Annotated in this window: 23 protein-coding genes; 15 read left to right on the top strand and 8 right to left on the bottom strand. The window is 64.2% G+C overall.

All coding sequences use genetic code 11. The features are described from left to right. Positions 1 to 329 precede the first annotated feature (329 nt). Complete coding sequence (locus ACSQ86_RS30105) at positions 330 to 1,019, bottom strand: GntR family transcriptional regulator (RefSeq protein ID WP_436307470.1); 690 nt, start codon at positions 1,017 to 1,019, stop codon at positions 330 to 332. Between the two features lie 164 nt (positions 1,020 to 1,183). Between ACSQ86_RS30105 and ACSQ86_RS30100 the strand changes: the two genes are divergently transcribed. The 12 genes from ACSQ86_RS30100 to ACSQ86_RS30045 all read left to right on the top strand — a co-directional run bounded on the left by ACSQ86_RS30100 (position 1,184) and on the right by ACSQ86_RS30045 (position 11,240). After that, positions 1,184 to 1,957 (top strand): SDR family NAD(P)-dependent oxidoreductase, encoded by a 774-nt coding sequence (locus tag ACSQ86_RS30100; RefSeq protein ID WP_436307471.1) that lies wholly within the window; start codon positions 1,184 to 1,186, stop codon positions 1,955 to 1,957. Between the two features lie 41 nt (positions 1,958 to 1,998). After that, positions 1,999 to 3,210 carry an ABC transporter substrate-binding protein gene (locus tag ACSQ86_RS30095; RefSeq protein WP_436307472.1) on the top strand — a complete coding sequence of 404 codons (1,212 nt, stop codon included), beginning with the start codon at positions 1,999 to 2,001 and terminating at the stop codon, positions 3,208 to 3,210. Positions 3,211 to 3,267: 57 nt separating this feature from the next. Then, on the top strand, positions 3,268 to 4,170 hold the full coding sequence (locus tag ACSQ86_RS30090; protein WP_436307473.1) for a branched-chain amino acid ABC transporter permease: 903 nt from the start codon (positions 3,268 to 3,270) through the stop codon (positions 4,168 to 4,170). Next, positions 4,167 to 5,129 carry a branched-chain amino acid ABC transporter permease gene (locus tag ACSQ86_RS30085; RefSeq protein WP_436310348.1) on the top strand — a complete coding sequence of 321 codons (963 nt, stop codon included), beginning with the start codon at positions 4,167 to 4,169 and terminating at the stop codon, positions 5,127 to 5,129. Before ACSQ86_RS30090 ends, ACSQ86_RS30085 begins: the two co-directional genes overlap by 4 nt. A 56-nt stretch (positions 5,130 to 5,185) precedes the next feature. Next, positions 5,186 to 5,950 carry an ABC transporter ATP-binding protein gene (locus ACSQ86_RS30080; protein ID WP_436307475.1) on the top strand — a complete coding sequence of 255 codons (765 nt, stop codon included), beginning with the start codon at positions 5,186 to 5,188 and terminating at the stop codon, positions 5,948 to 5,950. Then, positions 5,943 to 6,662, top strand: a complete 720-nt coding sequence (locus ACSQ86_RS30075; RefSeq protein ID WP_436307476.1) for an ABC transporter ATP-binding protein — start codon at positions 5,943 to 5,945, stop codon at positions 6,660 to 6,662. Before ACSQ86_RS30080 ends, ACSQ86_RS30075 begins: the two co-directional genes overlap by 8 nt. Before the next feature lie 26 nt (positions 6,663 to 6,688). After that, positions 6,689 to 7,441: an SDR family NAD(P)-dependent oxidoreductase gene (locus ACSQ86_RS30070; protein ID WP_436307477.1), complete on the top strand. Its 753-nt coding sequence runs from the start codon at positions 6,689 to 6,691 to the stop codon at positions 7,439 to 7,441. A 13-nt stretch (positions 7,442 to 7,454) separates the two neighbouring features. Further along, complete coding sequence (locus ACSQ86_RS30065) at positions 7,455 to 8,183, top strand: SDR family NAD(P)-dependent oxidoreductase (RefSeq protein ID WP_436307478.1); 729 nt, start codon at positions 7,455 to 7,457, stop codon at positions 8,181 to 8,183. Continuing rightward, entirely contained in the window at positions 8,180 to 9,910 is a 1,731-nt protein-coding gene (locus ACSQ86_RS30060; RefSeq protein WP_436307479.1) for an FAD-dependent oxidoreductase, read from the top strand. Before ACSQ86_RS30065 ends, ACSQ86_RS30060 begins: the two co-directional genes overlap by 4 nt. After that, positions 9,907 to 10,512 (top strand): glutathione S-transferase family protein, encoded by a 606-nt coding sequence (locus ACSQ86_RS30055; RefSeq protein WP_436307480.1) that lies wholly within the window; start codon positions 9,907 to 9,909, stop codon positions 10,510 to 10,512. Before ACSQ86_RS30060 ends, ACSQ86_RS30055 begins: the two co-directional genes overlap by 4 nt. 121 nt (positions 10,513 to 10,633) lie before the next feature. Then, entirely contained in the window at positions 10,634 to 10,879 is a 246-nt protein-coding gene (locus ACSQ86_RS30050) for a hypothetical protein (RefSeq protein WP_436307481.1), read from the top strand. A gap of 70 nt (positions 10,880 to 10,949) precedes the next feature. After that, positions 10,950 to 11,240 (top strand): hypothetical protein, encoded by a 291-nt coding sequence (locus ACSQ86_RS30045; protein WP_436307482.1) that lies wholly within the window; start codon positions 10,950 to 10,952, stop codon positions 11,238 to 11,240. Between the two features lie 524 nt (positions 11,241 to 11,764). On the opposite strand, the gene ACSQ86_RS30040 is transcribed toward ACSQ86_RS30045, so the two are convergent. After that, positions 11,765 to 12,673, bottom strand: a complete 909-nt coding sequence (locus tag ACSQ86_RS30040) for a LysR family transcriptional regulator (protein ID WP_436307483.1) — start codon at positions 12,671 to 12,673, stop codon at positions 11,765 to 11,767. Positions 12,674 to 12,768: 95 nt separating this feature from the next. Between ACSQ86_RS30040 and ACSQ86_RS30035 the strand changes: the two genes are divergently transcribed. Genes ACSQ86_RS30035 through ACSQ86_RS30025 form a run of 3 tightly spaced genes read left to right on the top strand, consistent with a single transcriptional unit; the run spans position 12,769 to position 15,675 of the window. Then, positions 12,769 to 13,740 carry a tripartite tricarboxylate transporter substrate binding protein gene (locus ACSQ86_RS30035; RefSeq protein WP_436307484.1) on the top strand — a complete coding sequence of 324 codons (972 nt, stop codon included), beginning with the start codon at positions 12,769 to 12,771 and terminating at the stop codon, positions 13,738 to 13,740. Positions 13,741 to 13,750: 10 nt separating this feature from the next. Next, positions 13,751 to 14,710, top strand: a complete 960-nt coding sequence (locus ACSQ86_RS30030; RefSeq protein WP_436307485.1) for a Bug family tripartite tricarboxylate transporter substrate binding protein — start codon at positions 13,751 to 13,753, stop codon at positions 14,708 to 14,710. Positions 14,711 to 14,715: 5 nt separating this feature from the next. Continuing rightward, the gene (locus ACSQ86_RS30025; protein ID WP_436307767.1) at positions 14,716 to 15,675 is read left to right on the top strand and encodes a 2-hydroxyacid dehydrogenase; all 960 of its coding nucleotides are present in this window, start codon (positions 14,716 to 14,718) and stop codon (positions 15,673 to 15,675) included. A 162-nt stretch (positions 15,676 to 15,837) separates the two neighbouring features. Here the strand turns inward: ACSQ86_RS30025 and ACSQ86_RS30020 are convergent, their stop codons facing one another. From ACSQ86_RS30020 to ACSQ86_RS29995, 6 genes are all read right to left on the bottom strand, one after another. After that, entirely contained in the window at positions 15,838 to 16,419 is a 582-nt protein-coding gene (locus ACSQ86_RS30020) for a hypothetical protein (RefSeq protein WP_436307486.1), read from the bottom strand. A 12-nt stretch (positions 16,420 to 16,431) separates the two neighbouring features. Further along, the gene (locus ACSQ86_RS30015) at positions 16,432 to 16,878 is read right to left on the bottom strand and encodes an NUDIX hydrolase (RefSeq protein WP_436307487.1); all 447 of its coding nucleotides are present in this window, start codon (positions 16,876 to 16,878) and stop codon (positions 16,432 to 16,434) included. Between the two features lie 207 nt (positions 16,879 to 17,085). Then, a complete protein-coding gene (locus tag ACSQ86_RS30010) occupies positions 17,086 to 17,544 on the bottom strand; it encodes a DUF234 domain-containing protein (protein ID WP_436307488.1) in 459 nt (152 codons plus the stop codon). Then, a complete protein-coding gene (locus tag ACSQ86_RS30005; RefSeq protein ID WP_436307489.1) occupies positions 17,495 to 18,403 on the bottom strand; it encodes an AAA family ATPase in 909 nt (302 codons plus the stop codon). Before ACSQ86_RS30005 ends, ACSQ86_RS30010 begins: the two co-directional genes overlap by 50 nt. A gap of 153 nt (positions 18,404 to 18,556) precedes the next feature. Further along, positions 18,557 to 18,679 (bottom strand): hypothetical protein, encoded by a 123-nt coding sequence (locus tag ACSQ86_RS30000; protein WP_436307490.1) that lies wholly within the window; start codon positions 18,677 to 18,679, stop codon positions 18,557 to 18,559. A 688-nt stretch (positions 18,680 to 19,367) separates the two neighbouring features. Next, positions 19,368 to 20,276 carry a LysR substrate-binding domain-containing protein gene (locus ACSQ86_RS29995; protein ID WP_093110688.1) on the bottom strand — a complete coding sequence of 303 codons (909 nt, stop codon included), beginning with the start codon at positions 20,274 to 20,276 and terminating at the stop codon, positions 19,368 to 19,370. Between the last annotated feature and the right edge of the window lie 115 nt (positions 20,277 to 20,391).

Here is a 20,391-nt window from a genome sequence, read left to right as displayed (position 1 = left end):
CAGCGTTGTGGCTCGGCGCACCCACGGTGCGCAACCCACGGTAGTCCTGGAGACGGGCCACCTCAACGGCTCAAGCCATTCTGTCTAGCCCTGCGCAGCATTCTGTCGACCATCGCACCGAACTTCCGCTTCCACAGACGTGAAGGACCGCAACGGGCCACTGTTGACATTGGCCGGTCAATATTGCCTGCCGCAAAGCAGTCGCTCACTTTGACTTAAGCGGCAGCTGCCGTAGGCATCCGCAGGAACGAGGGGATAGGCGTCACTTGAAGCGCGTGGCCCGGCAACTTTGATGCCACCTACCGCGCGACCTTGGAAGGCAAACGTTCTTACGCGGCGCTCTCGGCGTCTGCCTTCATCAGGCGTTCGAAGTTGCTCTTGAATATGATCCCCGCGTAGTAAACGTGCTCGCGCATGAGCTGCTCCGCACGGCCGCTGTCGCGCTCGAGGACCGCTTCAATGATGCGATGGTGATCGCCATGTGATCGAAGAATCACTGTGTGCTCGACATCCCAGAGCACGATCCGGTCGGACGCATAAGGAATATTGTTGGCCTGTTCCGCGAACCGACCGACCCACGGGTTCGCGGAAGCTTCCAGCAGCGTGTTGTGAAGATCGATGTTCATCTTTTGATAGGGCTCGTGGTCTTCGGGTTGCAGGGAGCCCTTTGCCAGGATGCGATCACCGATTTCGAGGCAGTCGCGCAATCGCTGCGCTTGCAAGTCGCCCAGACCGCGCTGCGCCGCGCTCTTGCAGGCCAGTCCTTCAAGTACGGCACGCACCTCATAGGCCGCCACGATGACATCGAGCTCGAACTCCCGCACCACGTAGCCGCGCTTGGGCTGATGGTCAATCAGGCCTTCGCTGGCGAGCGTCGCCAGCGCTGCGCGCACGGGGGTACGGGACACGCCCATCGCTAGCGCAGTCGGAATTTCCTCGATGCGTTCACCGGCCTTGAAGCGGCCGTGAAGGACCCAGTCGCGCAGGGCTTCGGTGACTTGGTGAGACAGTGTTTCCAACGCCGAGCCTCCAGTACTTAAGGGTTCTTGAATTGCCAAGCAAGTATACATGAAAGACCAATTTACGCCATAAATAGGGTAAACCCGCTATATCGTCACTCATCATGTATACATACTGCATTGCTCTCGAGATATGAGAAGCGCATTTTTTTCACAGGAATCGCATGGCAAACAAGGCATCGGACGGCAGGTTGGCAGTGATCACGGGTGGCGGCCGCGGCATCGGAGAAGCGATCGCCCGCCAATTGGCGGCGCAAGGGTTGCGGGTGGTGGTGGCCGACATCGACGGCGCCAACGCCACACGCGTGGCGGACAGTCTGGGCTCGCCGCATGTTGGCCGCACCGTGGATGTGGCCGACGAGCGCGCGGTTGATTCGTTGTTCGACGAGATCGAAGAGAGCGTCGGACCTGTCGCCGTGCTGGTATGCGTCGCCGGCCTGCTGATCCTTCCGGGCGGCGAGCGGCCGATGATCAAGGATATGACCCTGGATACATGGGAGCGCAGCTTCGCGGTCAACACGCGCGGCGCCTTTCTGTGCAGCCGGGCATACCTGCAACGGCGCGAGGCCGCGAATGTCGAGCATGGCCGCGTGGTCTTCTTCGGCTCGGTCGCCGCACAGCTCGGCGGCTACCGATCAAGCGCCGCATACATCGGCGCCAAGTCGGCGGTTCATGGCTACGCAAAAGCCTTCGCGCGTGAAGCCGCGCACCTGGGCATCACATCCAACGTCATCGCGCCCGGCCTGATCGATACCGAGATGCTCCGCAGCACGGTGACCAGCAGCGGTGCGCTGGCGTCGGTGGCGCAGAACATCCCGCTCGGCCGCGTCGGCACCGTGGACGACGTGGCGGCGGCCGTGTGCTACCTGGTTTCCCCCGCCGCTTCCTATATCACCGGCGACGTCATCGACGTCAACGGCGGCTACCGCATGCAGTAGCAGAAGCGTCCCCCGATTCGCTCAACCAACAGGAGACATTCATGAAACTTCTCAGATCCGTCTTTGCCCTTGCCGCTTGCAGCCTCGCGGTCGGCGCACTCCAGGCGCAGCAGGAACCCGGCTTGACCGACAAGACCATCAAGATCGGCTTGTTCGGCCCGCTGTCCGGCAATTCGATGGCATATGGCTTCGACGTGATGAACGCCGCCAAGATGTACTACGACAAGATCAACAAGGAAGGCGGCGTCAACGGCAGGAAGATCGAGCTGGTGATCGAAGACGACCGTTGCAATGCCAACGACCTGCTGGCCGCGGTCAAGAAGCTTACGGAGCAGGACAGGGTCTTTGCGCTGAACGGCGGCTCGTGTTCGAGCGCGGTGGTCGGCGCACGGGAATATGTCGAGCGCGCGCAGATTCCGTACGTCATGCTCAACGCTTCGGGCGACGGGGCGCTTTATCCGCCATCCAAGTACATCTACGGCGCTTTCTCGATCTCCCAGCGCGCCGTTGGTGGTTCGATGGTCCAGTTTGCCTCGGAGCACCTGAAGGGCAAGAAGGTCGGCTACATCAACCACGATGACGCCTATGGCGGCTGGAACCTCGAAGCCGCCGATTTCCAGGCCAAGAAGATCGGGGTGGACCTGCAGGTGCAATCCATCAATCCGAATCTCACCGACGTCACGGCGCCGATGCTCAAGATCCGCGCGGGCAATCCGGACGTGCTGCTGATCACAACCTATGCGCGGCCGGTCAGCCTGCTGGTGAAGAAGGCTCATGAGCTCGGCTTCAACAAGCCGATCGTCATCGGCGTCAACGGCACGGCCGACCTGAAGCAGCTGGTCGAGAACGTCGGCAACAAGGAAGCGTTCAAGAACGTCTACATCCAGGAAGTGTTGGCCGACGTTCCCGGCGGCCCCAAGCTCAAGTGGGTGTACGACATGTACAAGACCTACTACCCCGAACTCGCTTCCAAGCCGGGCTATCCGCAGACCTACATGCCCTACGGCATCCCGCCTGCGATGACGGTCGTCAACGCGCTCAAGGCGGCCGGCCCGAACCTGACGCGCGAGAAATTCCTGACTGCGCTGTCGCAGACCAAGTTCGACTCCGGCGTGATGGCGGGTCCGATCGAACTCACCGCGACCGACCATGCCGGCCAGAAGTCGGCCATCTACCTGAAGTTCGACGGCGAGAAACAGACGCTCGTGCCTGGCGCATACCGCAGCCAGTGGACCTACCAGCCCAGCAAGTAACCAACCAGCGAGGAGCGGCCGCGGATGCTGTGAACAGCGCCCGCAGCCGGTGAAACCATGGGTCTCAGTGATATCTGGCTGTTCCTGCAGCAGGGCGTGTTGTCAGGCCTGGTGACGGGCAGCGTCTACGCCCTGCTGGCGATCGCGATCGTCGCGGTCTTCAAGACCACCGATGTGCCCAATTTCGCGCAAGGCGAAATCTTCATGATGGCCGGCTACGTGGCGCTCATGCTGCTGCTCGTCGCGCAACTTCCGTATGCGATCGTCATTCCTTTGACGCTGGTCGTCGTGGCGGGCGGGACCGCGCTCTTCCAGCGCGTCGTGATGGAACGTGTGACGGTTTCCAAGGGCGTCGGCGTCCAGCTCGTGATCGCCACGCTCGGCTTCGCCTACGCGCTGAAGGGCATGGTGCGCCAGACCGGGTTGGGCGACACGCCGCGCTCGCTGCCGTCGCTGGTCTCGGCCGATGCAGTGGTGATCGGAGACGCGGCGCTCACGCGGCTCGACGTCGTCATCTTCATCGTGTCGATGATCGTCATGCTGCTGCTGTACTTCATGTTCAGCCGCACGCGCATCGGCAAGGCCATGCGCGCGGTCGGCATGAATCCGCGCGCCGCGCAGATCGTCGGCATCCGGCTGTCCCGCATCCGGATGCTCGTATGGGCGATGTCCGGCCTGATCTCGGCGATCGCCGCCTTGCTGATCACGCCCAAGGTGCTGATCACTCCCGACATCGCGCACATCGCCATCCTGGCCTATGCGGCGGCCATCGTCGGCGGCTTCACCAGCTTGCCCGGCGCCGTGCTGGGAGGCCTGCTGATCGGCGTGATCGAGAACCTGGTGGGCCTTTTCATCTCGACCAATGCCATCGTGGTCGCACCCTTCCTCGCCATCCTGGTCACCCTGGTGCTGCGGCCCCAGGGCCTGCTCGGCGGCAAGCCGCAGGTGAAAAAAGTATGAAAAACATGACTCCCGACCGCTGGGCGATGCTGTTCGCCGTGGTCGTCCTCCTCGCGCTGCCGTTCGCGGTTTCCGGCTACGTGCTGTACGTCGTCAACCTGTTGATGGTGTTCATCGTACTGGCGCTCGGCATGCATGTCGTCATCGGCGAGGCCGGCCAGTTCGCGCTGTCGCACACCGCCTTCTACGGCATCGGCATCTACACCGCCGGACTGATCAACACAGCCTGGCATCCACCCTTCATCGTGTCGATCCTGGCGGGCGGGCTGCTGTCGGCGGTGCTCGGCTACGTCATCGGCCTGCTGGCGCTGCGCATGCGCGACATCTACCTTGCGCTCGCCACCTTCGCCTTCGGCGAGGCGATGCAATGGGTGTTCCTCAACTGGGAAGGCGTCACGGGCGGCTCGAACGGCATGCGCATGCAGCCCGCCGAGCTGTTCGGTTACAAGCTCACCAACGACCTGCAGGCCTACCCCTTCGTGGCGGTGCTGATGGCGTTGATGCTGTGGCTCACCATCGCGCTGTCCAGGTCGCAGTACGGCTCGTCGCTGCGTGCGGTGCGCGAGAGCGACGTGGCGGCCATGGCCATGGGAATCAACGTCAAGGCGATGAAGCAGAGTGCGTTCGCGATCTCGGCGGCGTTCGCCGGCATCGCGGGGGGCATGTATACGCTCTTCACCTCCTTCATCCATCCGGAAAGTCTCGGCTTCCAGACGACCATCGTCGTGCTGACGATGGTGGTCGTGGGCGGCATCGGATCGGTGCGAGGCGCTGTCGCCGGCGCCATTGCCTTTGGGCTGATCTCCGAGTTGCTGCGGCAGGCGCTGTCGATCCAGGAGGTGATCTACGGCGTGATCCTGATGGGCTTCATGATGTTCAAGCCCAAGGGCCTGTTCGCCGACCGGGCCGGGCGCGTGGCGCGCCAGGTTCCCCAGGTTACGCAGGAGGTACGGTCGTGAGTGCCGCCCGGCCGCCCGAAGGCGCTCGCACCGCAGCCGAAGGCGAAGGTACTCCAATGAGCGCCAACCCCTTCGTCGAAGTCGAGGGCATCACGGTGCGCTTCGGCGGGTTGACGGCAGTCAACGCCCTGTCCTTCAAGGTCGAGCGCGGCACCATCCACGCGCTGATCGGGCCCAACGGCGCAGGCAAGTCGACCACCTTCAACTGCATCTCCCGGTACTACCAGCCCACGGCCGGTCGCATTCGAATCGACGGCCTGGACGTGACGCACCACCGCCCCTCGCGCATGGCGGGGCTCGGCGTCGCGCGCACGTTCCAGAACCTCGAACTGTTCGGTGATCTGAGCGTGCAGGAGAACGTGCTGCTCGGCTGCCATGCGCACAGCGCCAGCACGCTGGGCGGTCTGCTGCGCCGGCCCAACGCCGCAACCCGCGAGCTGGTCGACAGCCTGATCGAACGGGTCGGCCTGACGCACGACCGGAACACGCGTGCCAAGGAACTCGACTTCGGCCACCAGAAGCTGCTGGAGATCGCGCGCGCCCTGGCGCTCAAGCCGCGGCTGCTGCTGCTCGACGAACCGGCCGCCGGCCTGCGCAACAGCGACATCGAGAACCTCGATCGCCTGCTGACCGAACTTGCCCAGCGCGACGGCATCACCGTGCTGCTGGTGGAACACGTCATGCAGCTCGTCATGTCGATCTCCGACCGCATCACCGTCATGTCCTTCGGCGAAAAGATCTCGGAAGGCACGCCGCAGCAAATCAGCCAGGACCCAAAGGTCATCGAAGCCTATCTGGGCAAGGGAGCCGCACGTGTCTGAACCTTTTCTCGAACTGCGCGGCATCAGTGCTTCGTACGGCGCGATACAGGCCTTGTCCAAGGTGTCCCTCAAGGTACCGCAAGGCGGGATCGTCGCCTTGCTCGGCAGCAATGGCGCCGGCAAGAGCTCGACGCTGAACACCATTTCGCACCTGGTCGATCCGACCCATGGCGAGGTGATCTTCGACGGCAAGCCGATCCACCGGCTGCCGTCCGACGAGATCGTCCAGCGCGGGCTGGTGCAGGTCCCCGAGGGACGGGAAGTGTTCAAGGAAATGAGCGTCCACGAGAACCTCGAGCTCGGCGCGTTCCTGCGCCGCAACCGGCGTGAGATGGCGGAAGACTTCGACAAGGTCTATATCATGTTTCCCCGCCTCAAGGAACGTCGGGAGCAGCGCGCCTCGACCCTCTCCGGCGGCGAGCAACAGATGCTGGCGATCGGCCGCGCACTCATGTCGCGGCCGCGGATGATCATGTTCGACGAACCCTCGATGGGCCTGTCGCCCGTGCTGGTCGAACAGATCTTCGAATCCATCCAGCGACTCAACCGCGAGCAGGGCCTGACCATCCTGCTGGTGGAGCAGGACGTCCGGCTGGCGCTGACGGTGGCCAGCTATGCCTACATCCTCGAGAACGGCGAGATCAACCTGGAAGGTCCGTCGCAGCAACTGATCAACGATCCCGCCGTGCGGCGCGCGTATCTCGGCGTTTGACGCGCCGAGGCACAAGGAGAAAACAAATGGATTTGCTGAAGAACAAGCTGGCGCTCGTGACCGGTGCGGGCGGCGGTCTCGGCTCGGCCATCGCGCGCGGCTTCGTCCGGGAAGGCGCCCGCGTCATCGTGGCCGACATCCATGCAGACAACGCGGCGGCGGTGGCCAAGGCCATCACCGACGCGGGCGGCGAGGCATGGAGCGTGGTGCTCGACGTCACCGATCGCCCGGCCACGCAAGACTGCGCCGCGCACCTGACCGAGCGCTTCGGTCCGATCGACGTGCTGGTCAACAACGCCGGCATTTCCGGCAAGGCCCGCATCGACGAGCCGGAGGCCGCGGCGGTATGGGACCGGCTCATCTCGGTCAACCTGCAGGGCCTCTTCAACGTCACGCATGCCTTCGTGCCGGCGCTGAAGCAATCGCGCGGCTGCATCGTGAACCTGTCGTCGATCGTCGCTTTCGTGAGTGGCATCTCCTCGGCCGGCTACGTCGCTTCGAAGGGAGCGGTGCGATCGCTGACGCAGGTGCTGGCGCGCGACCTCGCGCCTTTCGGCGTGCGGGCCAATGCAGTGGCGCCGGGATTGATGCTGACCGACATGGTGGCGCCGCAACTGGCGGTGCCCGGCGGCACCGACTGGTACATGAAGCGAGCGCCGATGGCCCGCGGCGGCGAAGTCGACGAGATCGTGGGTCCGGTCGTCTTCCTGTGCTCGTCCATGGCCAGCTACGTCAATGGCGTGGTGCTGCCGGTGGACGGCGGCTTTCTTTCAGCATGAGAACCGGAACGACATGAACAAACCGATTGCATTGGTCACCGGCGGTGCCGGCGGCATGGGACTCGCCACGGTGGAGCGCCTCGCGCGCGACGGCTTCGCCGTGGTGATGGTCGATCGCGACGAAGCGCTCGCACAACGCGAAACGCAGCGCCTGGTCGACCTTGGACTGGACGTGCAATGCCGCGTCCTCGACTTGACGGACGAAGAGGCTGTGCGCAGCCTGGTCCGGTCGCTACCGCCAATCCAGGCGCTGGTCAACAACGCCGGCATCTTCGACGAACGCAAGTTCCTCGAAGTCTCCAACGCCGACTTCCGCCGCGCCTACGAAGTCAACCTTGTCGCAGTGGCGACGCTGACGCAGGAGGCCGCGAGGACGATGCCCGACGGCGGCCGCATCGTCAATATCGCCTCGCGTGCGTACCTCGGCGCCAAGAACCACCCGCACTACGTCGCATCCAAGGCCGCAGTGGTTGGCTACACGCGGGCCAGTGCGATGGAGCTGGCGCCGCGCGGCATCCTGGTGAACGCCATCGCGCCGGGCCTGATCGATACACCCATCCTGCGCGCGCTCACGCCCGAACGGCTGGCCCAGCAACTCGCGCTGCAGCCCACAGGGAAGGCGGGGAAGCCTGAGGACATCGCGCAGGCGGTGTCGTTCCTGGTGTCTGCGCAGACGGGGTTCATCACCGGGCAGGTGCTGTTCGTCGATGGCGGCAAATCCCTGGGCGGGTCGGGCGCATGAATGACAGCTCCTGGGATGCCGAGTACGACGTGGTCGTCATCGGCGCAGGCGCCGGTGGCATGGCAGCGGCCCTCACCGCGAAAATCGAAGGCCGCAGCGTGCTGCTGACCGAAAAGACGGACCGCGTCGGCGGATCGACCGCGGTGTCCGGCGGCGCCGTCTGGGCGCCGTTGAATGCGCAATCCGCGAAGGTCGGGCATCCCGACACCATCGAGAAGGTCTGGACGTACATGCAGAAGACGGTAGGCGATGCGGCACCGGCGGCGATGCAGCAAGCCTTCCTGCGCAACTGCGCGGGCATGGTCGACTACTTCGAAAAGAACACGCTCGTCGAGCTGGTGGCGCGCAGCAACTCGCCGGACTACTACCCCGACCGCGAAGGTGCCGCGTTCGGGGGCCGCTCGCTGGATCCCGCGATGTTCGACGGGCGGTCGCTGGGTCGGAATTTCCAGGAGCTGAGGGATCCGCTGCCCGAGTTCCAGGTGCTCGGCGGCATGATGATCAACATGACCGACGCCAAGCACCTGCTTGCGGTCACGCGGTCGTTCGAGTCGTGGCGCGAGGGCATGAAGCTGGTGCTGCGCTATTTCAGCGACCGCTTGCGCGGCTATCACCGCGGCACGCGCCTGGTGTTGGGAAACGCACTTGCGGGGCGGCTGTTCAAGAGCGTGCTCGACCGGGGGATCGAATACTGGCTGAATGCGCCGCTTGAGAAACTGCATGTGGTGGACGGTCGGGTGACCGGGGTCTCGCTGATGCGCGAGGGCAAGCGGGTCGCGGTGCGGGCTCGGCGCGGCGTGATCGTGGCGACCGGTGGATTTCCTTGGAGCGAAACGCTGCGCAGCGAACTTTATCCGCAACCGAGCGGCCCATGGTCCATGTCACCGCAGGCCAACCAGGGTGAAGGCATCACGTTGGCCAAGGAGGCCGGCGCCACGCTCGGCACCGGACACGTGAGTCCCGCGTTCTGGGCGCCGGTGTCGATCCTCAAGCGGCCCGACGGCAGCGAGGTCCGGTTTCCGCATCTGGTATGGGATCGCGCCAAGCCGGGGCTGATGGCGGTGAATCAAGCGGGGGAACGCTTCGTCAACGAGTCGACGTCGTACCACGAGTTCGTGCGCGCCATGTACCGGTCGCACGAGATGGTGCCCACGGTGCCCGCGTTCCTGGTATGCGATCACGACTTCATGGAGCGGTGGGGCCTTGGCCTGGCGCTGCCTGGTGGCCGGCCGCGGGAGCATCTTGTGCGTGCGGGCTATCTGTACAAGGCGCAGTCGCTGCGCGACCTGGCTGCGGCATTGGGCATCGACGGTGAGCGTCTCGAGGCTTCGGCCGCGCGGTTCACCCGGTTTGCCGAAAGCGGCAAGGACGACGATTTCGGCAAGGGCAGCACGGCCTACAACCGCTATCTCGGCGACCCGGATCATCAGCCGAATGCCTGCCTCGGGCCGTTGCAGCGCGGCCCCTTCTACGCGGTGAAGGTGTATGCAGGCGACATCGGAACGGCCTGCGGCATCGCGTGCAACGAGCACGCACAAGCGCTGGATGCGCAGGGCCAGCCCATTGTCGGCTTGTACATGGCCGGCAACGACATGCATTCGGTAATGGGCGGCGAGTATCCTGCGCCGGGCATTACCCTGGGCCCCGCCTTGACCTTCGGCTGGATCGCCGGACGCCATGCGGCGAGCTCTCCCGAACTCCATTCCACAGCCGGCGCGCTCTCATGAAAATATACTTCTCCCCCTTTTCGCCCTATGTGCGCAAGTGCCTGGTCGCGGGCCACGAACTCGGCCTGAACGATCGGATTCGGCTCTTGCCCTCCAATGCAGGCCCCATCCAGCGGGACAAGGAGCTCATTGCCAAGAATCCGCTCGGCAAGGTCCCCACCTTCATCACCGACGACGGCCAGGTGCTGTACGACAGCCGGGTGATCTGCGAATACCTGGACGATCTGGCCGGCGGCAACTTGTTCCCGCGCACGGGGTCCGCGCGATGGGCTGCGCTCACGTTGCAATCACTGGGCGACGGCATCCTCGACGGCGCGTTGCTGGCTCGCTATGAGGACGTGGCGCGTCCGGAGGCACTACGCTGGAGCGAGTGGCGTGCGGGGCAACTCGACAAGGCGGAAACTTCGCTTGCCCACCTGGATAGCCACCCCGAGATGCTGGAAGGCCGGGTCGACATCGGATCGTTGACCGTGGCTTGCGCGCTTTGGTACCTGGATTTACGGTTTGCGAATTTCGATTGGCGCAGCCGCCATGCCGGTGTGGCTAGCTGGTTCGCCAAGTTCAGCCAGCGGGCGTCCTTGCAGGGCACTTGGGCGCTTTGACCCGCCGTTTTGGTCAAACCGCACCAAAAGAAAATGAGTAAAACGAACGGTGTGGATCGAAAGCCGCTCGCAGCGCAATAAATTTCAGAGGAGCACCTCTCCATTCTTGGTCCAACCTTCCATGGGCAACTTGCAGACGTTGCAGTCACTCGGGATTTCGCTTCCGAGCCCGGCCTATATCCTTGGTGCCGTGTTATTCGGCCTCATCGGGTTCGTGGCGTATCGTTACGGAAAGCGCACCGGTCGCCAGCGAAGCAAATGGCTCGGTGTCGCCCTGATGCTCTATCCCTACGCGATTGCACAGACTTGGTTGCTATACGTCGTGGGCGCTGCGCTGTGCGTAGGTGTGCTCATCGACGGCGACTGAGTCTTCGACTTCCAGATTGGGGCAGGAACACGTCGGGGAACTGAACCAAGCTTCAGCGGTATCGAAAGCCATGACGATTCGTGTGGAGTGCTGCGCCGGCCATCGCGGTGAACCGGAACCGTTCGCCTTCTGGCTCGGCGAGCGCCGGCTTGCCGTGCGTGGCATCGTTGACCGCTGGTTTGCGCCAACGCAGCGCTGGTTCAAGGTCGACGCAGATGACGGGCATCTTTACGTCCTCCGATGCGACGAGAAGACCGGAGGCTGGGAACTTGCCGCCTTCACGCTTGGGCCCGGCCAAGTCCAGCAGCTACCGCCATGGCTCGAGGCGTTTCTCGTCACGGCTTGCAAGATTGAGCGGTAGCTCCGGACGTCTGCTCTTGGGCCGCATTCTGCCTTCGCGCTGGGCGCCCATCTTCAAGCGACCTGTTTCTCGCCCTTGGCGTAACGGGTAGGGCGGCGAGGTGATGATTGCGGAGATTTGATCCGTCAGTTTGCCGGCGAGCGTCTCGGTCCGGGTCCAGATGGCCACGCCCAGATCGGTGCTGAACGCGACCAGTGGCACCCCCTCGGGCGTCGGCGTGAGGTCGCCTTCCTGCTGCGCCTTGGGGGCAGGCGCCAATTGCCGCGCTGGCTAGGAACGCGCTCGAGCAGCCCGAGCTTGCGCAGCGTTTGCTGTGCCTGCCAGCGGACGTTCCGGTGCGCCAGGTTGTGGGGCTGGCGCGCACGGCCAACAGGCTTGCGCTCACCGCCGGCCAGGTCGAGCGCTCAGGAGAGAGCCTGGTTCGAGAAGCCTTCTTCGTTGATCTGGACGTTCCGATAGGCGCTCGTGTAGTGGAACCACGAAGGTGCAGAGACGGCGCCATGACGGGCGGCGAATGAGGCGGCTCAGGGGAGCGAGGCTGCGAGCCCCTTCGTACGATGACTGATGACGAACTCGCGCAGCGAGTGCAGCGCCGGGTTGCGCGAGTCCTCGCGCCATGCCAGATAGATCTCGGCGGTGACGTCCTTGCGCCAGAGCGGCCTCAGCACCACGTTCTCGAAGCCGAGATACTTCGCCGAGGCGGGGACGATGGCGATTCCGATGCCCGAGCGCACCAATGAAACGATCGTATGGGTTTGCCCGATGTGATGCACGTACTCCGGCGAGCGGTCCGTTGCGGGAAACAGATCGACGATCTTGTCGTGGAAGTATTTCCCCTCCCTTTCCGAGTACATGATCATCGGCTCGCCGGCCAGATCTTCGCGGCGCACGCGAGACTTGCTGGCCAACGGATGCCGGGCAGGCAGCGCGAGCACCATGGGCTCTTTCGCGATGCGGTGATAGCGAATGCCTGCCGCCGGCTGCGTCGGCCGCGCGAAGCCGAGGTCGATGGTCTCCGACTCGAGCGCGCGAAGCTGGTCTGACGAGACCATCTCCTTCAGCAGGATGCGGATGGCGGGCAATGCCTTGCTCACAGCCGCCAAGAGTTCCGGGATGAGCGCATAGCCGCAGACGGCCGTGTAGCCGACCACAACGCGGCCGGCCTCGCCGCGGGCAGTGCGTCGCGCCATGTCGGCAGCAAGCTCGGTGCGGCGCAGGATCGCCTCGGCTTCTTCACACAGGACTGCGCCGGCGGCTGTGAGGCGCACTCTCCGGCTCGTCCGTTCCAGCAGCTGGGCGCCCACGGCATGTTCGAGCAGCTGGATCTGGCGCGACAGCGGAGGCTGCGTCATGTGAAGCCGCGCCGCGGCGCGGCCGAAATGCAGTTCCTTGGCGACGGCGACGAAGCAGCGCAGTTGGAAGAAGTCAAGCATCGATCCAGATTGTGCATCGATCGATCCAGGATCTGGCTTGGACTTTTATCGATCCGCTTCTTAGACTCCAGTTCAAATCCTCCAGGAGACATTGCATGCGTCCACTCGTCCTGGGCATCCTTGCCGCAGCGACTGCTGCGTCCTTCGCCGCGCCGGCCACTGCCCAATCATTCCCCGCCAAACCGATTCGCATCGTGGTGCCCGCGACACCGGGCGGCGCGATCGATCTCGCCGCCCGCGTCATCGGCGACAAGCTCGCGCAGGCGTGGGGCCAGCCAGTCGTCGTCGACAACAAGCCGGGCGCCGCGGGCATCTCCGGCACGGACATCGTCGCGAAGGCGCCTGCAGACGGCTACACCTTCGCGCTCGTCGCGAGCAGCCATGCGATCAACGCCACGCTCTACGGCAAGCTGCCGTACGACACGCAGAAGGACTTCACGCCCGTCGCACTCACCCACGTGGTGCCGCTGGTGCTGGTCGTGAACAACAACCTGCCGGCGAAGAGCGTGCGCGACTTCGCGAACTACCTCAAGGCGAACCCGGGCAAGGTGAGCTATGCGTCTTCGGGCAACGGCGGTGCGCCGCACCTGTCCGCGGAGCTGTTCAAGTCGCTGACCGCAACGACGATGACGCACATACCCTACAAGGGCAGCACCGCGGCGCATACGGACCTCATCTCCGGCGAGGTGCAGGCGATGTTCGACACCGTGGTTGCGATCGGACCTCAGATCAAGGCCGGCAAGGTGCGGCCCCTGGGCGTGACCACGGCGAAGCGCTCCGCCGCATTGCCCGAGGTCCCGACGATCGCCGAGTCCGGCGTGAGCGGCTACGAAACGAGCACCTGGGGCGGGCTTATCGCGCCCGCCGGCACGCCGAAGGACATCGTGGCCAAGGTCAACGCGGAGGTGAACCGCATCCTGAAGATGCCGGATGTGCGCGAGCGGCTGCAGGCTTCGGGCGCCGAGCCGGCGAGCGGAAGCGCCGATGACTTCGAACGTTTCATCCAGTCGGAGATGCAGAAGTGGGGACAAGTGGTCAAGGCCTCCGGCGCCACGGCCACGCAGTGAAGGGGCAGCCTTGAAGAAGTCATTGATTGGGGTACTGGTCTCCATCTCGGCGGCTGGTGCCTTCGCGCAAACGTGGCCGGCGCGCGCCGTCACGCTGGTGGTTCCCTTTCCCCCGGGTGGCGGCACCGATACCGGCGCCCGCATCGTCGCGCAGCAGCTCTCGAAGAAGTGGGGCCAGCCGGTCGTGGTGGAGAACAAGGGCGGGGCGGCGGGACAGATCGGCGCCGAGTTCGTGGCCAAGGCGCGCCCCGACGGCTACACCATCCTCATGGGAAACATCGGAACACAAGCGATCAATCCCGTGCTCTATCCGAAGCTGCCGTACAACCCCGACACGGCGTTTGCGCCCATCGCTCTGGTGGCGGAATTGCCCCTCGCGATGATGGTTCATCCCGGCGTGCCGGCGAGGTCGGCGAAGGAATTCGTCGCGCTGGCCAAGGCGCAGCCCGGCAAGCTCAGCTACAGCAGTTCCGGCGCCGGCGGCGCTCCGCACCTCGCGGCCGAGATGTTCAAGGACGCGACGGGCAGCTTCATCCTTCACGTGCCCTACCGCGGTGGCGGACCTGCGATCGCCGACCTGCTGGCCGGGCACGTCCAGCTTTCCTTCATGACCGTTCTGGAAGCCAGCGGGCACATCAACGCGGGAAAGCTGCGTGCGCTGGCCGTCACCAGCGACAAGCGCGTGAGTGCGCTTCCTGCCGTGCCCACCCTCGCGGAATCGGCGGTGCCGGGATTCAACAGCATCTCGTGGATCGGGCTGTTGGCGCCGGCGCCGACCCCGCGCGATGTGGTCGAGAAGATCTCCGCCGATCTGCGCGAGGCGGTGGCGAATGACGAAGTGCGGGAGAAGCTGGTTCAGCTCGGCGCCGTCCCAGCCGCGACGACGCCCGATCAGTTTGCGCGGCTGATCGACAACGACCGCAAGCGCTATGCAGAGATCATTCGCGTGCGCAACGTCAAGATCGATTGAAGAAGATGACCGACCGTCCCGTCCTCCTCCAGACCATCGCGCTGCTGCCTTCGCTGGAGCGCGCACTCGCCGAAAGCTACATCGTGCATCGCCTGCCCGGGCGCGGACCTGAGCGCGATGCCTTTCTCGCCGAGCGCGGCGCGGAGATCACAGGGGTGGTGACATCGGCGGCCAGCGGTGCCGACGCTGGCTTGATCGGCTTGCTGCCCAACCTGCGGGTCATCTCGAGCTTTGGCGTCGGCCTCGATCGCCTGGACCTCACCGCCGCGGCGCAGCGCGGAATACCCGTCGGCTACACCCCGGATGTTCTCAACGACTGCGTCGCGGACATGGCCATGGGACTGCTGCTGTCGGTGGCGCGGCGGCTGCCGGAGGCGGACCGCTACGTACGCGCGAAAGGCTGGCAGGGTGGCGGCCACTCGCCCTTTCCCCTGGGCCGGCAGGTGAGTGGCGCGAAGCTCGGACTCGTGGGCCTCGGCCGCATCGGCCGGACGATCGCCCGGCGCGCGCTGGGATTCGACATGGAAGTTCGGTACCACACACGGCGGGCTGTGGAAGGCGTCGATTGGGCCTATGAACCTCAGTTGCTCGATCTTGCGCGCTGGGCGGACTTCCTCGTGATCATCACAGCGGGCGGTCCGGGTACCCGCCACCTCGTGGATGCCGCGGTGCTCGATGCACTGGGCGCCAAAGGCTATCTGGTGAACGTGGCCAGGGGAACGGTGGTCGACGAAGCGGCCCTTGTCGACGCATTGAAGGGAAAGCAGATCGCCGGCGCCGCCCTCGACGTTTTCGAGGACGAGCCGCGTGTGCCGGTCGACCTCCTCACGCTCGACAACGTGGTGCTCGCACCGCACATCGCGAGTTCGACGGTGCAGACCCGGGAAGCCATGGGCCGAAGGGTGCTGGACAATCTTTCGGCGTTCTTCTCGGGGCGCGCGTTGCCCAGCGCTGCTGCGAGCTGATGCTGCCTCGCCGCGGAACTTGCAAGAACTGAGAGCCTTCGGGGGCGCTTCCATCCCGCCTGTTTGTGCGCCACTGTGTTTTGAAGCATGACGTTGGGTGCTGTGTGTTGGTGCCGATAGCTTCTGGTCAACTTCGTCCGCTCTTGGGCCGGATTCTGCCGGCTATCGGTAGCTGTGCATGACAAAGTTGGGCACGGAGCCTGCTCGGACCTTTCGCTCCCAAATGTCCAACCACGCGCCACCCATCTTCCAGAAGACTCTGCACTGTTGAAAATAGCTAAGAACTGACCCGAACTCCCCGTGCTTCAGCAGCTCTTTTGCGAGCTGCATGCTTGGCCCGAACGAACCGAGTTGAGGCGACCCGCTGGTTTCGCCGGACGCTTTGAGCTCCTGTATACCAAGCAGCAGTTCGTCCTGTCGCACCGCAAGGAGGCCCAGGACGGTGTGCGCAAAATGAATGGCATTGCCGTGGTTCCAGTTCCGCTCAAAGGAAGTCGCAAGGTCAAGCAAGCTCCGGGCGAGCTGTTCTGCCAAGTCGTAGCGCTCAAGATTGAAGGCTGCGACAGCCGCACCCGGCAGCGCGTAAAAGCGGTCTTCTTCACTCGCTACGCCTTCCAACTTCTCGATTGCAACAGGTGCACGCTCAAGAGCAAGGCGCCTAAGTTGCCTCTGCATGCGTCGCGTGAACGGCTCTCGCTCGCTCTCAGCTTCGAAGCTAGTCCGTTTGCTCGTGCGCTTTGGCATCTTGTTGCGTTCCTAGCCTTCGACCGGCGGCATCGCTTCGAAGCCCGGCAGCGACCGAAGCAGCGCAGTCATCGACTTTGCAGCAAGCGCCGGTACATCCGCAATGTCCACCCACCTAAACTGGTCCACTTCGGGGGTCATCACGCCTGACGCGTGGTGAGGAAAGAAGCTCGTGCATTTGCATGCCGCGATGTCGCAGTTGCGCGTGTGCAGGACGACACGGAAAAGGTGTAGGTCCTTTCGGGAGAGGTAAAGCATGCGCCCAAGCTCCTCCATCGAATCCGCAATCAGTTCGATGCCCGTTTCTTCCCGGACTTCGCGGATGGCCGCCTCGCGCGGAGACTCGCCTTCTTCCGCGCCACCCTTTGGGATGTCCCAGTGCTTCTGCCCGGTGGCGTGCGCCAGCAGGAGCTGACCTTGCTCGTTCAGGATGAGCACCCCATAAGAAGTGGTCTTCATAGGCACCGGATTGTCGTTGGGCGCGGCACGGTTTGCGACGTCATTGCTGGCCGACTGTAGCCGGCGATCGACCGGTCCCAATCACCGCTCAACGCGAAACTGGACCGCCGTGACGTAGGTCCGCTTGGCCGAATGTAGCCAATCCCGGCCGGCCCGCCGCGCAGGAATCGAGTTTGAGGCGCGGGCGACTTTCGAGCACCAGGGCTCTCAGACGAAAGCGGCGTAGTCATGCAGGTCTTTGCATCCATACCCTCGACTAACGAGGGCGGCACGCTGCTCAGAGGTGAACTCGGGCGAGAAGACGACTCTCTCCTGCGTCCAGTTGCTCAGGTGTTTGTGCTCGCGTGCAGCCATGAATCCCGCGACATGCTGGTCGAAGACCTCGAGGGCCGCGTTGTCGTGCGCGCCAGCGGTGCGCTTACAGGAGCCGAAGCGAATACGCTTGCTGGCCTCATCCAGCGCGACAAGGTCTATCTCGATGCTACGGGCCACGTCCCGAGGCCTATTCCAGTAACCGAGCCTGAGCTCAGACAGCTCGAAGTCGCCGAGGCCTTTGCGAGACATCTCGGTATGCAGGCCGCGCACCAGCTTTTCGAAGGAGAAGCCCTCGAGAACCTCAAGCCGGCGCCAGTGCTTTGTCCAACGGTTTGAGCCGCGCGGCTTCACGAGCGGGCTTCGCCACTGCAAGCCACGCCTGCAGGAAATTGTCGGCGAGGTAGTAGCGCGCATTTCGGCTCTTGCTGTCCGAGAACACAGGATGGAGCTTGTCCACCATGCGGTAGTCGTTGACGAGCCGGCTGATGTGCGTGCCTAGTGGCGTCTTGTCGTGAGGGTCGTTCAACGCCGTGACCAGGTCTCCATTGCTGCAACCTGCGTGGTCGGCCAGGTAGTGCAATATGGAAACGGCTCGGCCGCGCAGTTCGCGCAGGAACCACGTGTCGGCCTCTTCAGACAACGGGCTGGAGCCGCGCACGAACATTCGGGTCAGCAGCTCCCGAGCGAGGTCCGCCGCGGGTGCCGCGAACAGGTCCTGCTCGAATGCATCGTGATAGAACTTTGGGACCCCTTCGAAGAAGGTCCAGAGCGTGAGCCATCGCTGCGGTTCCTCAACACCTTGGCTACGGAACACCGCCATCAGGTCCTGGAAGTCCCAGTGGTCCAGCCGGATTTGTGCCGTTGTGCGCCCATACAGGGGTGCTGCCTTGTCGTCCAGGAGGGCATTCATCTCGGACTGAAGAGAGCCCAGCACGAACAGCCCGCCGCGGCGCAGACCAGCGTTGCGCAGCCGGTCCACCTGCGCCTGAAGGAACGAATTGAACGCATGAAGCTTGGCGCGCGTGAAGTACTGGAACTCATCCAGCACGACAACCATGCCCGCATCGCAGAGCTGGCCGATGGCACCGGCCATTGACGCAAAATCCGTCACGTTTGCCGCAAGCGCCCGTGCATCGTCGCGCTCGCATTCGCCAAGGCTTCGAGCGAACGTGGTTGCGACATCGCGCTCGTCGGAATCGGGCACTTGCATGTGCACGAGGTTCGCCCCCAGGCTAGCCTCGCCCTTTGCAAGCTGACCCAGCAGCGTTGTCTTGCCTATCCGACGGCGTCCCTCGTATGGGTTTTTTGGCGGCAGAAACTATCGCCAAGACAGGCCCGCAGGCAGTGAAGCCTCTGGACAGGTTCAGCCGCCGTGCGGTGGCAGCGAATCCCGCACGACGAAGTACTTGTCGCCTGAGAAGCGCAGGTACCCCTTGGCGACAAGAGGCTCAAGGAAGCGAAGCACTTCCGAAATGATGCCGGTCATGGACTCGCCAGCGCTAGCGTCGAATCGCGCCCAGGTCCAGCTGTTCACTGCTGCTGCGGAGAAGCCGTAGTCGCGCTTTCGCGCGTCCGCAAGCGTGCCAACAATCGTTGGCCAGCTCGCCAGCTTCAAAGGGGGCTAGGGCGTGCCAGGCGCCAGCCCGGGCGACATTGCCCGAGGCCTCGCCGCAGCGCAGGCTGTCTTCGCGAAGGTGGGAGTCACCTCGATGCAAGCCGCCGAAGCATTGCTCAAGCGCGATGGCTTGGCTACGTTGGGCTTCCCGGACGGAGGCGAACCTCCGCGGACGAATTCGCTGCGGCCGATGCCTTCGACGTGGCGAAGAAGCTGCGATCCTGGCGCGCTGCGCTGACTGGGCTGATGTGCCCGAGGAAGCACATCTGCGCGTGACGCCCGACGCCTTGTGGTGATCTCGCGAGGCGACGGCCGCCCGACGGAAGTTGGACGTCACCGGCTTCGCCGGTCGGGCTGTTCCAGGTTCGCGCTGTGGCGCTCATCCCTTCGGGACGGTCCGTGGCCGCCTTGCGCATCCCTGACGCGGAGGCGGGAAAGAAGGCAGTCGGGGTGTCAGTGATCCGCGAAACCAGATGTCGGAATCGCAATCGTGAGGACAGCAAGGCCGACCCATAAGGCATGCAGCGCTGACGCAAAGTCAGCGGCGGTGCCTGCTGAACTAGGTGCTCACGAACTTCGGATCCAACTCTTGCACCGCAAACCTCCGGACATGATCGACGAAGGCGCTCACCAACATCGATGAGGTGCGCCGCGCCGGCGTCAGCACGGAGAATTCCGTGACCATGACTGGCTCGAACGGCAGGAAGGTCAGGCCCCTGCCGCGGTGCTCCAGCGCGGTGATCGGGTCGACCAGCGACACGCCGAGGCCGGCAGCCACCATGGCGCAAATGCCGGCCGACACCTGCGTCTCTACCTGTAGCTCGCGCTCGATGCCGTAGGACGCGAAGAGCGCGTCGATGTGCAGCCGCGATTCGATCGCATGCGGATGCGAGACGAAGTGCTCGCCGGCCAGGTCTGCGGGGCGGATCACCTTTTTCCTCGCGAGCCGGTGATCGCTCCGCATCACGCAGACCATCCGGGTCGCGATCAGCTGCTCGCCGTGCGTGCTGGAGTGGCTCATCGGCAGGACGACGAAGCCGACGTCGCAGCGCTCGCCCACCACCAAGTCGACCACGGTCCGTGACGAATGGTTGGCGAGCGATATGCGGATGTCGCTGTGCTCGCGCAGGAACGTCGCGATGGCGCGCGGCAGGAACGACAGCGCCAGCGCCGGGGCTGCAGCGATGCGCAGCGCGCCACGCTGCAGCGAACGTATCTCGTCGGCGGTTCGCGCGATGCGTTCCATGCCGAGCAAAGACCGCTCGACCTCCTCGTTCAGCGCCTCGGCTTCCGCCGTGGGTTGCAGGCGCCCTCGCACGCGCAGGAAGAGCGCGAACCCGACGCTTTCCTCCAGGTCCGCAATGAGCCGCGTGACGGCCGGCTGCGACACGTGCAGCGACTCGGCCGCACGTGTCACGGTTTGCCACTGCATCACGGCGCGAAAGGCTTCCAACTGACGAATCTTCATATGAGCAACTCCATACGCCAATGTTATGGGTATCCGAAAAAAAACGATTGTTCAGTTGGAGATCGAATGACTAATCTCCGAGCTGCGAGTGAAACCAACCGCAGATTCCATCCTG

It is taken from the genome of Variovorax sp. LjRoot130 (genome assembly GCF_964253755.1).
GTDB lineage: Bacteria > Pseudomonadota > Gammaproteobacteria > Burkholderiales > Burkholderiaceae_C > Variovorax.
This window is presented reverse-complemented; position numbering and strand designations above follow the sequence as displayed.